The organism is Streptomyces sp. NRRL S-920 (assembly GCF_000717945.1).
Classification (GTDB): Bacteria; Actinomycetota; Actinomycetes; order Streptomycetales; family Streptomycetaceae; genus Streptomyces; species Streptomyces alboniger.
The window spans coordinates 1-12,468 of record NZ_JODF01000033.1; the positions used below are offsets into that span (position 1 = coordinate 1).

Below are 12,468 nucleotides of genomic sequence, written 5' to 3' on the forward strand. Positions count from 1 at the left end.
CCCTGCACCCACCCCCGCACCACCCCCCCCCGCCCCGCGCACGCCGACAACCCCCCGTGATCAATTCGCAACCGGTTTCGGACTTGACCGATACCCATCAAGTAAGCACGCGGTTACTCTCCAGTTATGGCCGACTCGAAAGTCCCGCCGTCGCCCCAGCAGGACCGCCCCGTCTACGTCATCGGCGCAGGCCCCGGCGGTCTCGCCACCGCGGCGGCCCTGCGCGCACGCGGCGTCCGCGCGGTCGTCCTGGAGAAGTCCGAGCGTGTCGGCGCCTCCTGGCGCGGCCACTACGACCGCCTCCACTTGCATACGACGCGCCGCCTCTCCGCCCTCCCGGGGCTCGCGATCCCGCGGCAGTTCGGCCGGTGGGTGTCGCGTGACAACGTCATCCGCTACCTGGACAAGTACGCCGAACACCACCGCCTCGACATCGTCACCGGCGTCGAGGTCACCGGCCTCGAACGCACCGCCGACGGCACCGGCTGGCTCCTGCGCGCCACCGGAGGGCGGGAGCTGACCGGCAGCGCGGTGGTGATCGCCACCGGCTACAACCACACGCCCCACATCCCCGACTGGCCCGGCCTCGCCTCCTACACCGGCGAACTCCTCCACGCCGCCGACTACCGCAACCCCCGCCCCTTCACCGGCAAGGACGTCCTGGTCGTCGGCGTCGGCAACACCGGCGCGGAGATCGCCGTCGACCTGATCGAGGGCGGCGCGGGCCGGGTCCGGCTGGCGGTGCGCACCGCCCCGCACATCGTGCGCCGCTCCACGGCGGGGTGGCCCGCGCAGCTCTCGGGCATCCTGTGCCGCAGGCTGCCCGTCGCCCTGGTCGACCTGCTCGCGGCGCCGGTCGCCAGGCTCAGCGTCCCGGACCTCTCCGCGAAGGGGTTGCCGCGCCCCGACACCGGCCTGTACTCGCGGGCCCGGCAGGGCGCGATCCCGGTCCAGGACGTCGGCCTGATCGATGCCGTACGCAAGGGCCGGGTCGAACCGGTCGCCGCCGTCGACTCCTTCGAGGACGGCAAGGTGGTCCTCGCGGACGGCAGCCGGATCGGCCCGGATACGGTGATCGCCGCGACCGGCTACCGCCGCGCCCTGGAGAGCCTGGTCGGCGACCTCGGCATCCTCGACGCCCGCGGCAACCCGACCGCCCACGGACCCCGCCCCCCGAAGCGGGCCCCGGGCCTGTACTTCACCGGCTTCACCAATCCGATCAGCGGCATGCTCCGCGAACTGGCCAAGGACGCCCGGAAAATAGCCAAGGCAATCGCCCCCTGACCCCCCAAGTCCCCTCAGCAAAGGCGCCCCACCAGGGGCGCGAGGAACTGCGCGCCAAGCCGCGACGAACCCGCACCAGAAACCGCAGACTCCCCCCGGCCGCCACGGGGCCGGTTAGAGACTTGGCACCAAGAAGATCCCCCGCTTCCCTGGTCGAGGGCACAGGCGCATATCCCCCCGACGCGCCCCCGCGAGCCCAGCCTTTGCCTGCACAGCCATTCCTGACACAGCGTCAGTTCAGTAACCTGACTATGCGTCAGTTAGTTGCTGTCACACAGGAGCGGGCGGACCGATGCTTGGATCGACTCACGGCACCTTCACCACCGACCCCCGCCGCGCGCATGTCGTGGCCTGCGGCGAACTCCCTCCCTCCGCCGTTCACGGAACGGCCGGCCGCCCCCTCACCGCGGATGACCTGGACGTCAGCGGCCGGCCGCTGCACGCCGACGTACCCGATCTGGACCGTTTCTTCCGCCCCGAGTCCGTCGCCGTCATCGGTGCTTCGGACGCCGAGGGGCGGCCGGGCGCCGGCATCACCCGCCAGCTCATCGCCTGGGCCGAGCGGGTCGGCGCGCGGCTGCACCCCGTGCACCCCACCCGGCAGGCGGTTTTCGGCATCCCCTGCTCACCTTCCGTCGCCGAACTGCCCGAACAGGTCGATCTGGCCGTGCTGTTGGTCGCCGACCCGCTGCCGGTGATCGAGCAGCTCGCCGAGGAGAAGGTGCGGTTCGCCGTCGCCTTCGCCTCCGGGTTCGCCGAGACCGGCGAGGAGGGCGCGGCCGCCCAGGCCCGCCTCGCCGCCGCCGTGCGGAGTTCGGGCCTCAGGCTGCTCGGGCCCAACACCAATCTCAACGCCTTCGAGAAGTTCCGCGACGATCTCGAAGGTCCCGCCATCGCGCTGATCACCCAGTCCGGCCACCAGGGCCGCCCCCTCTTCTCCCTCCAGGAACTCGGCATCCGCCTCTCCCACTGGGCGCCCACAGGCAACGAGGCCGACCTGGAGACCTCCGACTTCATCTCCTACTTCGCCGAACGCCCCGAGGTCGGCGCCATCGCCTGTTACATCGAGGGCCTGAAGGACGGCCGCGCCTTCCTGCTCGCCGCCGACCGCGCGGCGAGGCAGGGTGTGCCCGTCGTCGCTGTCAAGGTCGGCCGCACCGAGGCCGGTGCCCGCACGGCCGCCTCACACACCGGCAAGCTGACCGGCGCCGACGCGGTGGTCGACGCGGCGATGCGGCAGTTCGGCGTGATCCGCGTCGACGGACTCGACGAACTCCAGGACACCTCCGCCCTGCTCGCGCGGGCCCGCCCGCCGCTGGCCGACGGCGTCGCCGTCTATTCGATCTCGGGCGGCACGGGCGCGCACTTCGCGGACCTGGCGGCCGAGGCGGGCCTCACCCTGCCCACACTCCGCGACGCCAAGCAGGCGGAGCTGCACCAGTGGATACCCGAGTATCTGAACGTCGCCAACCCCATCGACAACGGCGGCCACCCGGTGGGCGACTGGCGCGGCCGGAGAATCATCGACGCGATCCTCGACGATCCGCAGGTGGGGGTGCTCATCTGCCCCATCACCGGGCCCTTCCCGCCGATGAGCGACAAGCTCGCGCAGGACCTCGTGGACGCGGCGGAGGAGACGGAGAAGCTGGTGTGCGTGGTGTGGGGCTCGCCGGTCGGGACCGAGGACGCCTACCGCCGTACGCTTCTCGGCTCCTCGCGCGTGGCCACCTTCCGCACCTTCGCCAACTGCGTCACGGCGGTGCGCGCCCATCTGGACCACCACCGCTTCACCACCGGCTACCGCTCGCCCTTCGACGAGGCGCCGCGCACCCCCTCCCCGTCCTTCCGCAAGGCGCGGGACCTGATGCGGCCCGGCCAGCAGCTGAGCGAGCACGCGGCGAAACAGCTGCTGCGCGCGTACGGGATTCGCGTACCGCGTGAGCAGTTGGTGACCAGCGCGGCCGCGGCCGTCCGCGCGGCCGGGCTCGTCGGCTACCCGGTCGTCATGAAGGCGTCGGGCCCCCAGCTCGCGCACAAGACCGAACTGGGCCTGGTGAAGGTCGGGCTGACCTCCGCCAGCCAGGTCCGGGACGCCTATCGGGAGCTGACGGACATCGCCCGGTACGAGGACGCGCCGCTGGACGGTGTGCTGGTCTGCCAGATGGTCGAGCGGGGTGTCGAGATGGTCGTCGGCGTCACCCGGGACCCGCTCTTCGGGCCGACCGTGACGGTCGGGCTCGGCGGCGTACTCGTCGAGGTCCTTCAGGACGTGGCCGTGCGGGTGCCGCCCTTCGGGGAGGACCAGGCGAAGGCGATGCTCCGCGAGCTGCGGGGGCGTGCCCTGCTGGACGGAGTCCGAGGGGCGGCGCCCTGCGATGTCGACGCGCTCGTCGAAGTCGTACTCCGTGTGCAGCGGATGGCGCTTGAGCTGGGCGGTGAGCTTGCGGAGCTGGACATCAACCCGCTGATGGTGCTGCCCCGGGGACAGGGGGCGGTGGCCTTGGACGCGCTCGCCGTCTGCCGGTGAACGGGTCCTCGACGCGCGGACGCGCTCGCCGTCTGCCGGTGAACGCGTCCTCGACGCGCCGTCCCGCGGCAGGGCTCGCCCGCTCACCCACCCGTCCACCCCGCGCCGGATCAGCGCCGAGCACGACCTCGCGTGCCTCGCCACCCGCCGCCTCGCCCAACGGAGCCACCCCATGACAACCTCCCCCGGTTCCTCCCCCGATCCCCTCGACTCATTGATACTTCACGCCACTGACAACGGCGTCTCGTGGATCACGCTCAACCGGCCCGCCGCCATGAACGCCGTCACCTGGGACCAGCGCGAACGCGTCATCTCGCTGCTCGGCGAGGCCTCCGACGACCCCGCCGTGCGAGCCGTCGTGATCACCGCGACCGGCAAGGGGTTCTGCGCGGGCGCCGATCTGCGCGGCACGCGCCCCAGCCCCGCGCCCGGCCCCACCCACGCCCCCGCTCCAGCGCCCGCTCCCGCCGAACGCGTGGCCGGTGACGTGGCCCGCACCATCAGACGGGGTGCCCAGCGGCTGATCTCCGCCGTCCTTGACTGCGAGAAGCCGGTGATCGCCGCCGTGAACGGCACCGCGGCCGGCCTCGGCGCGCATCTCGCGTTCGCCTGCGACCTGGTGATCGCCGCCGAACCGGCCACATTCATCGAGGTGTTCGTCCGCCGCGGGCTCGTCCCGGACGGCGGCGGCGCCTATCTGCTGCCCCGTCTCATCGGGCCGCAGCGGGCCAAGGAGCTGATGTTCTTCGGGGACGCCGTGTCCGCCGCCGACGCCGAACGACTCGGCCTCGTCAACCGCGTCGTACCGGCCGAGGAGTTGACGAAGACGGCCCGGGAGTGGGCCGAACGCCTGGCCTCGGGGCCGACCCGCGCCCTCGCCCTGACCAAGCAGCTGGTCAACGCCTCCCTGGAGTCCGACCGCGCGACCGCCTTCGCGGCCGAGGCGAACGCCCAGGAGATCAACATGACCACGGCCGACGCGAGCGAAGGCGTCGCCAGTTTCGTGGCGCGCCGCACCCCCTCCTACGGAGGCCACTGACCCCGTCCCGCCCGCCCTACGGAGGCCCCGTAAGCCCCATAAGGCCCGTCAGCCGCCCTCCCTCACCAGCTTCTCGATGTCCGGCGAGTCCGGGTCCCCGAACAGCACGAACAGTTCGGGTCGCGCCTCCGTGCCGCCGACGGTCCACACCTGTTCGTGGCCGCCGCAGCCCTCCGTCTCCAGGACGACGGCCGGGCGTCCGCCGTAGGGGGCGTCCCCGACCGTCCATGTGCCGGTGCCGTCACAGCGGGGCCGGCGCTCCTCGGCTCCGGACGAGTCGTACGAGCTTCCCGTCCCGTCCTCGTACGGAATGCCGTCCAGCTCCGCGCCCCCGCCCGCCCGCAGCCGCAGGACGACCCCCTCGTCCCGCTCGCCCCGCCACACACCGGACAACTGCTCGACGGACAGCTGTGGGGGCTCGTACTCCTTGATGAGGCCCGTCGCCGTGCCCACGAGGGCCGAGCCGATGACCGTCACGCTCAGGCCGAGCGAGGCGAGCCCCGAGAGGATCCACACCTTCCGCAGGGGCCTGCCGAGGCGTTCCTCGCGCCGTCGGCAGTACGCGGTGTTCAGGACGGGCAGCACACCGCTCGCCGCGATCCACAGCGCGGGCCCGGCGAAGGAGGTGCCCAGCGCGGCGAGACCGGCGGCCCACGCGGCGCCGGCCGGCACCAGGCAGACGAGCGACCAGGCCCACTCCCGGTCGGCGGCGGGGGCGCGGCCGAGGCGCCGGGCGATCGTGCGCCCCAGCCAGGACGCCGGGAGCGTGAGGACCGCGGAGTGCAGCAGGCCGACGACCGGCAGCAGGAGCGGTCCGAAGAGGAGGAAACAGGCCAGGCCGAGAGCGGGCCCGCCCGCCGCCCCGTAGCTGTCGTCGTCGAGCGACAGCGTGAACGCCACCACGCCCGCCACCGGCAACTGCGCCGCGCTCGCCGCCGCGGCGGCCCGCAACCGGCTGCCGCCCCAGGCGCCCCAGGCGCTCCCCTCGTGGCCCCGCGGCGCGTACTCCTTGGCGCTCCCTCTCGCGTTCCCCCAGCTCATGAGGCCGAAAATACGCGTGGGGCGCTAGTCACCAGCCCCCACCCTTCCAATCTGACTGACCGTCAGCTTCAATGGTTCGTGTGATGGGACACGCAGGAATGGCGGCCGCCGCCGTTCGATACCTCAGGTCGGTCGGGGCGCCCACCACGGGCCCCGTGGAAGCACTGCCCCGCCCGGAGCTGCGGGCCGTCCGCGACGACGAGCGGGCGCCGCTCGACCCGGTCGAGTTCCGGCGGGTCCTGGGGAACTTCGCGACCGGTGTCACCGTGATCACCGCGCCGCCCTCCGAGGACGGCGGCGCACCCGCCGGCTTCGCCTGCCAGTCGTTCTCGTCGCTCTCCCTCGACCCGCCCCTGGTCTCCTTCATGGTGGCGCGTACGTCGACGACGTGGCCCCGCATCGCGCGCGCGGGCGTCTTCTGCGTCAACGTCCTCGGCGCCGACCAGGGCGAACTCTGCCGGGGCTTCGCGGTGAGCGGCGCCGACAAGTTCGCCGGGGTGCCCTACGACGCGGCGCCCGTGACCGGCTCCCCGCGCCTGGCCGGTGCCCCCGCCTGGATCGACTGCACCCTCCACGCCGTGCACACCGGCGGCGATCACCTCATCGTCGTGGGCAGGGTGGACGCGCTCGGCACCACCGACGGCGACACCGAGCCACTGCTCTTCCACAAGGGCACCTTCGGCCGCTTCACGCGCTGAGCACCACGTTCACGCACTGAGCGCCGCGTTCTACGCGCTGAGCGCCACGGGAGCCGTCTCGCGCCGCCGGATCACCAGCGCCATCAGCGCCGCAGCCGCGCACAGCGCCCCGGAGGCGTACCAGATCACGTCGTACGACCCGAAGACGTCCCGCGCGACACCCCCGGCGAAGGCCACGACCGCCGCGCCCACCTGGTGCGAGGCCAGGACCCAGCCGAAGACGATCGCGCTGTCGTCGCCGTAGTGCTCGCGGCACAGGGCGAGGGTCGGCGGGACGGTCGCGACCCAGTCCAGGCCGTAGAAGACGATGAAGAAGATCATCGGCGGCTGCACGTTCGGGGCGAGCAGGATCGGCAGGAAGAGCAGCGAGACGCCGCGCAGCGCGTAGTAGACGGCGAGCAGGCGCCGCGCGTCGAAGCGGTCCGTGAACCAGCCCGACGCGATCGTGCCCACGATGTCGAAGACACCGATGACGGCGAGCAGTGAGGCGGCGGCCGTGATGGGCATGCCGTGGTCGTGCGCGGCGGGCACGAAGTGGGTCTGGATCAGGCCGTTCGTCGAGGCCCCGCAGATCGCGAAGCTGCCCGCGAGCAGCCAGAACGGCCCGGTGCGGGCCGCCTTGAAGAGCACTGTCATCGTGCGTCTGGCGGCCCCCGTGACGGGCGGCGGCTTCGCGACGAACTCCTTGGCACCGTACGGCTTGAGCCCCACGTCCGCCGGGTGGTCGCGCAGCAGCAGCCATACGAAGGGGACGACGACCAGGGCCGCGAGCGCGACCGTCACGGCGGCAGGCCGCCACTTGTAGTTGTCGACGATCCAGGCGAGCAGCGGCAGGAAGACCAGCTGGCCGGAGGCGGAGGCGGCCGTGAGGATGCCGGTGACCAGGCCGCGCCGCTCGGTGAACCACCGGTTGGTGACGGTGGCGGCGAAGGCGAGCGCCATCGACCCGGAGCCGAGCCCGACGAGCAGCCCCCAGCACAGCAGCAGCTGCCACGCGGAGTTCATCCACACGGTGAGGCCGGACCCGAGGGCGATCACGATCAGGGCCACGGCGACGACCCTGCGGATGCCGAAGCGGTCCATCAGCGCGGCGGCGAACGGCGCGGTGAGCCCGTACAGCGCGAGGTTGATGGAGACCGCGAGCCCGATGGTCCCGCGTGACCAGCCGAAATCGTCGTGCAGCGGATCGATGAGCAGACTCGGCAGGGAGCGGAAGGCGGCGGCGCCGATGATCGTCACAAAGGTGACGGCGGCGACGAACCACGCGCGGTGGATACGGGGAGTGCGGCGACGAGGGGCCGGGGCGGTCCGCACGGACGGCTCGATTGTCTGGGTCACGTCACCCAGGATCCGCACACGGATCATCGGGAACGAGTGGCCCGAGGGACATGGATCGCTAGGATCGGGCCATGGCCGATTTTCTGAGCCACCTACCGGGGGCGAAGTGATCGGCGAGGGTCAGTGGCCCGCGCGATCCTGGGGGCGTAGCCCAGGTCAGGCCGCCGAGGCGCGGACAAGCATCGTGCCCACGGTCCTGCCCTCTGGTGGGTCGATCAGAGACACGCACACGTCAGAGAAGCCGTGCCCCGTCAGGATGCGCCGCCACTCGTCCGGGGTGCGGTCGTGCCGCAGTCCGGCTTTGGCCGGCTCGGGTCCCCGACTGCCCGGGGGCAAGTGGGAGAAGGCCAGAACGCCGCCCGGCGCCATACGCGAGCGGATCAGCGGGAGCAGAGTGTCCGGATCGACGAACCACACGGCACCAAAGATCGAGAGCACGACATCGAATGTCTCGTCCGTCTCCCTCAGGAACGCCGTCGCCTCCGCCGTAAGGAACTCAAGGCTCGGCAGATCGCCCCAGCGCTCCCGCGCGGCCGTACCGCGGGCGGGGGCGATGTCCACACCTAGACCGGTCGCGCCGAGCGTCACGAGGTGCGCGAGGTTGCTGCCGCTCCCCGAGCCGAGTTCCAGCACCCGGCGTCCGGCCACGGGGCCCAGAACGCTCTCGTTCGGCCCGTGATCGGCGTACTGGGTCCAGTTCAGCCAGGTCGTCTCACCCTTGGCGTTCACGGTCCTGCGCGGCTTACTCCCGACCGCGTACCTGTCCCAGGACTCAGCCAATGACATGCGGTGATCCTTTCCGGCATGAGGGGCCCACCTCCCAAGGTACGACGGCGGGCCCCAACTCGCGTTCCGCCACTTCTACTTGGGCGAGTCGTGGCACCCGGCGTGGCACTGGTTGCAGTCGGCCGCGTCCGCCATGCCCCACAGGTCGGGGTCGATCTCGAACCCGGCCGCCTTGATGGCCTTGATCGTCTGCTCCAGAACGAGCGGGCCGCCGCCCTTGCGGTCATGCCCGTCCTGCTTCGCCTTGTCGTCGCTGACGCACTGGACCTCGGCCGTCGTCCCGGGAAGCTCCGGAACGTGGTGGATGTACCGGCCGAAGTGCCGACTGGTGAAGTGGTGGTACGGGATCGAGTCGAGCAGGAACGAGTGCCATGCTTCGTCCACGTGCGCGGACGGGCCCATGAGAAGGTCCGGGTTCTCGCCGCACGTGACCAGGTAGGCGATGGCCTGTCCGAACTTGGCCTCGGCCAGTTCGCGCGTGTTCTCCGGGTTGCGGAGGAGGAGGACCACCTCCCGCTCCCACACGTCCGGCGTGACGTATGCCTTCGGGTCACGGATCACTACTGCCGTGCTCATGCTGGTTGCCTCCACGTCATTGGGGTTCCGTGGTGCTCCGGTTACGTCGTCCACCCGCTGATGCGGAGGGACGTGACAGCAATGTTCCGGATCAGCCCCGGCCATTGCGGCGACGTTCAAGGTGCCGCTCGGGCGTCATGTCGGTGTCACCACTAGGGCGTCAAACCGGTGTCATTGGAGGCGTGACGTGGCTACCCTCGGATCGTGACGACTACGGGCGAGGGCGAGCGAATCCCCAACGGCGTGCTGACCTCCGTACGCAAGTCGATGAACCTCAGCCAAGACGAGTTCGCGCGGGGCTTACGCGGCGCAGGCGAGGAGCTGGGGGAGCCGAACGACGCCTCCAAGCGACTCGTGCAACGCTGGGAGTCCGGGGAGACCAGGACATGCCGCCCGCTGTATGCGCGGGCACTGAAGCGGTTCACCGGCCGCACCCCCGAGTCGCTGGGGTTCGCGATCCCGATGGCACGCGTCCACTCGGACGGGGCAGGAGGCCACGACATGGAGGCTGGGGAAGTCGGCACGGCTGACGCTGTCGCGAGCCCGGAGCCGGAGCCGCAGAGCGAGTACACGGGCATCTGGCTGTCCCGCTACGAGTTCTACTCGTCCAGCCGTGACGAGACGTTCGACTGCAAGCATCACGTCGTGATCGTCCAGCACGGCAACCGGCTGACAGCCCAGAGCCTGCCCGGAGCGTCGACCAACCCTGACAGCCCGTTGTCTCTGGATCTCACGGTTGATCGGAACGTCGTCACCGGTACGTGGACCGAGTAGACGGCGGCTGAGGGGTACTACCAGGGCGCCCAATACCACGGTGCGATCCAGCTGCTCATCGAGCCGACAGGTCGACGCATGGCGGGCAAGTGGGTCGGGTTCGGCAAGGACTTCGACGTGAACACGGGCCCGTGGGAGCTGCGCCTACTCGACCGATCGACAGGCCGCGCGAGCATCGAGCGGTACTCGACCACGCCGCAGTGAGGGATCGGGGCGCCGCCCTCCCTGCAAGGAGACAGTAGGAGCCGTCCCGTACGGACCTGCTTCGCTAGGATCGGGCCATGGCCGATTCCAAGGGCCCCCGCGTCCGACCGCCCCGGCACCGCGTCGTCGTCCTCGCGCTGGACGGCGTGATCCCCTTCGAACTGGGCATCCCGCAGCGGATCTTCGGCCTCGCGCGTGATGTCGAGATGCGTTCGCTGTACGACGTCGTGACCTGCTCGGTCCGGCCGCCGGGACCGGTCCGCTCGGACGCCGACTTCGCGATCCTGGTCGAACACGGGCCTGAGGCGCTGGCCACCGCGGACACGGTCGTCGTCCCCGCGTCGTACGAACTGGGCCCGGTCTACGAGGAGGGGCGCCTCACCGACGAGCTGGCCGACGCGTTCGCCCGGATCAGGCCGGGCACCCGCCTGGTCTCGATCTGCACGGGCGGGTACGTCCTGGCCGCCGCCGGGCTCCTCGACGGCCGCCCGGCGACCACGCACTGGGCCTCGGCCGCCCACTTCCAGGAGCTGTTCCCGCGGATCAGGGTCGACGCGGACGTGCTGTTCATCGACGACGGCGATGTCCTCACCTCGGCGGGCGTGGCCGCGGGCGTCGACCTCTGCGTCCATCTCGTACGCCGTGACCACGGCACCGCGGTCGCCAACGACGTGGCCCGCCGGACCGTCGTGCCGCCCCACCGCGACGGCGGCCAGGCCCAGTACATCCAGCGTCCCGTGCCCGAACCGCAGTTGGCGACCACGCGGGCGGCCAGAGCGTGGGCGCTCGACCGCCTCGACCAGCCGCTGCGGCTGCGCGACATGGCCGCCCAGGAAGCCATGTCCGTACGTACGTTCACGCGGCGCTTCCGTGAGGAGGTCGGCGTCAGCCCCGGCCAGTGGCTGACGCAGCAACGCGTCGACCGAGCGCGGCACTTGCTGGAGTCCAGCGACCTCTCCGTCGACCAGATCGCGCGGGAGGCGGGCTTCGGCACGGCCCAGTCGATGCGGCAGCACCTACAGGCGGCGCTCGGCGTCACCCCCACCACCTACCGGCGTACGTTCCGCGCGGTCGCCGCCACCGGGTGAGGCCCGAGGGAAGCAGCCCCCCTCGCCCCCTCGCCCCCGCCGACAGCACACCCCTCACAACGTCAGCACCGCCCTTGCCACCCGCCCCGCCCCCGCGTCCGCCAGCGCCTTCCCGAAGTCCTCCAGCGCGTACGTGTCCGTCACCAGCTCGTCCAGCATCAACCGCCCGGCCCGGTACATCTGGGCATACAGCGCGAAGTCCCGCTGCGGCCGCGAACTCCCGTACCGGCACCCCAGGACCGCCTTGTCCAGGAACAGGGAGGCCACCACGAACGACGCCTCCGCCGTCGCCCCCGGCATCCCTAGCAGCACCGCCTGCCCGTGCCGGTCCAGGAGGTCGATCGCCTCCCGCACCAGCGAGGTCCGCCCCACGCACTCAAACGCGTGGTCGACGCCCTGGGGCAGCACCTCCCTGACCCCTTCCGTGGTCGGGAAGAAGTGCGTGGCGCCGAACCGCCGCGCCATCGCCTCCTTCTCAGGGTTCGCGTCGACGGCGACGACGGTCCCGGCCCCCGCGATCCGCGCCCCCTGCAACACGTTGAGGCCGATGCCCCCCGTCCCGATGACGGCCACCGAGTCCCCGGGGCCGACCTCGGCCCGGTTGAGGACCGCCCCCACCCCCGTGACTACCGCACACCCGATCAGCGCGGCGGACGTCAGCGGAATATCGGCCGGGATCCGCACGGCCTGCACGGCCTTGACGAGGGTGCGTTCGGCGAAGGCGGAGTTGGCCGCGAACTGGTACAGCGGCTCGCCGCGCCGCGAGAACGGCCGGTCCGGCATCCCGATCGCCTTGCGGCACATGGTCGGCCGCCCCCGCGCGCACTCGGCGCAGACCCCGCAGTTCGCGATGGTGGACAGCGCCACGTGGTCCCCGGGAGCCACCTGCGTCACCCCGGCCCCCACCGCCTCCACGACGCCCGCGCCCTCGTGCCCCAGCACCACCGGCAGCGGAAACGGAATGGTCCCGTCGATCACGGACAGATCGCTGTGGCACAGCCCGGCGGCGGCCACCGCGACCAGCACCTCCCCGGGCCCCGGAGCACGGATGTCCAGATCGTCCACGACCTCGACCCGCTGCCCGTCGAAAACGACGCCCCTCATGACGCACGA

10 protein-coding genes and 1 pseudogene are annotated in these 12,468 nt (G+C 71.6%); 6 read left to right on the plus strand and 5 right to left on the minus strand.

Features of this window, described 5'->3' with window-relative positions; translation table 11 throughout:
* Positions 1 to 126 precede the first annotated feature (126 nt).
* From IG54_RS0123080 to IG54_RS0123090, 3 genes are all read left to right on the plus strand, one after another.
* A complete protein-coding gene (locus IG54_RS0123080; RefSeq protein WP_030787625.1) occupies positions 127 to 1,284 on the plus strand; it encodes a flavin-containing monooxygenase in 1,158 nt (385 codons plus the stop codon).
* 292 nt (positions 1,285 to 1,576) lie between these two features.
* The gene (locus IG54_RS0123085; RefSeq protein ID WP_030787628.1) at positions 1,577 to 3,811 is read left to right on the plus strand and encodes an acetate--CoA ligase family protein; all 2,235 of its coding nucleotides are present in this window, start codon (positions 1,577 to 1,579) and stop codon (positions 3,809 to 3,811) included.
* Positions 3,812 to 3,983: 172 nt separating this feature from the next.
* Positions 3,984 to 4,850 carry an enoyl-CoA hydratase/isomerase family protein gene (locus IG54_RS0123090; RefSeq protein ID WP_030787630.1) on the plus strand — a complete coding sequence of 289 codons (867 nt, stop codon included), beginning with the start codon at positions 3,984 to 3,986 and terminating at the stop codon, positions 4,848 to 4,850.
* Between the two features lie 48 nt (positions 4,851 to 4,898).
* On the opposite strand, the gene IG54_RS0123095 is transcribed toward IG54_RS0123090, so the two are convergent.
* The gene (locus IG54_RS0123095; protein ID WP_158708909.1) at positions 4,899 to 5,891 is read right to left on the minus strand and encodes a hypothetical protein; all 993 of its coding nucleotides are present in this window, start codon (positions 5,889 to 5,891) and stop codon (positions 4,899 to 4,901) included.
* An 83-nt stretch (positions 5,892 to 5,974) separates the two neighbouring features.
* Between IG54_RS0123095 and IG54_RS0123100 the strand changes: the two genes are divergently transcribed.
* On the plus strand, positions 5,975 to 6,589 hold the full coding sequence (locus tag IG54_RS0123100) for a flavin reductase family protein (RefSeq protein ID WP_078594390.1): 615 nt from the start codon (positions 5,975 to 5,977) through the stop codon (positions 6,587 to 6,589).
* A 30-nt stretch (positions 6,590 to 6,619) separates the two neighbouring features.
* Here the strand turns inward: IG54_RS0123100 and IG54_RS0123105 are convergent, their stop codons facing one another.
* From IG54_RS0123105 to IG54_RS0123115, 3 genes are all read right to left on the minus strand, one after another.
* Positions 6,620 to 7,954 (minus strand): MFS transporter, encoded by a 1,335-nt coding sequence (locus IG54_RS0123105; protein WP_234336309.1) that lies wholly within the window; start codon positions 7,952 to 7,954, stop codon positions 6,620 to 6,622.
* Between the two features lie 129 nt (positions 7,955 to 8,083).
* Entirely contained in the window at positions 8,084 to 8,713 is a 630-nt protein-coding gene (locus tag IG54_RS0123110) for a class I SAM-dependent methyltransferase (RefSeq protein ID WP_030787640.1), read from the minus strand.
* A 75-nt stretch (positions 8,714 to 8,788) separates the two neighbouring features.
* Entirely contained in the window at positions 8,789 to 9,289 is a 501-nt protein-coding gene (locus IG54_RS0123115; protein ID WP_234336310.1) for a glycine-rich domain-containing protein, read from the minus strand.
* A 204-nt stretch (positions 9,290 to 9,493) separates the two neighbouring features.
* Between IG54_RS0123115 and IG54_RS38180 the strand changes: the two are divergent.
* Positions 9,494 to 10,267, plus strand: a pseudogene (locus IG54_RS38180) (helix-turn-helix domain-containing protein).
* 77 nt (positions 10,268 to 10,344) lie between these two features.
* On the plus strand, positions 10,345 to 11,355 hold the full coding sequence (locus tag IG54_RS0123125) for a GlxA family transcriptional regulator (protein WP_030787644.1): 1,011 nt from the start codon (positions 10,345 to 10,347) through the stop codon (positions 11,353 to 11,355).
* 54 nt (positions 11,356 to 11,409) lie between these two features.
* Here the strand turns inward: IG54_RS0123125 and IG54_RS0123130 are convergent, their stop codons facing one another.
* A complete protein-coding gene (locus IG54_RS0123130; RefSeq protein ID WP_030787647.1) occupies positions 11,410 to 12,459 on the minus strand; it encodes a Zn-dependent alcohol dehydrogenase in 1,050 nt (349 codons plus the stop codon).
* Positions 12,460 to 12,468 lie beyond the last annotated feature (9 nt).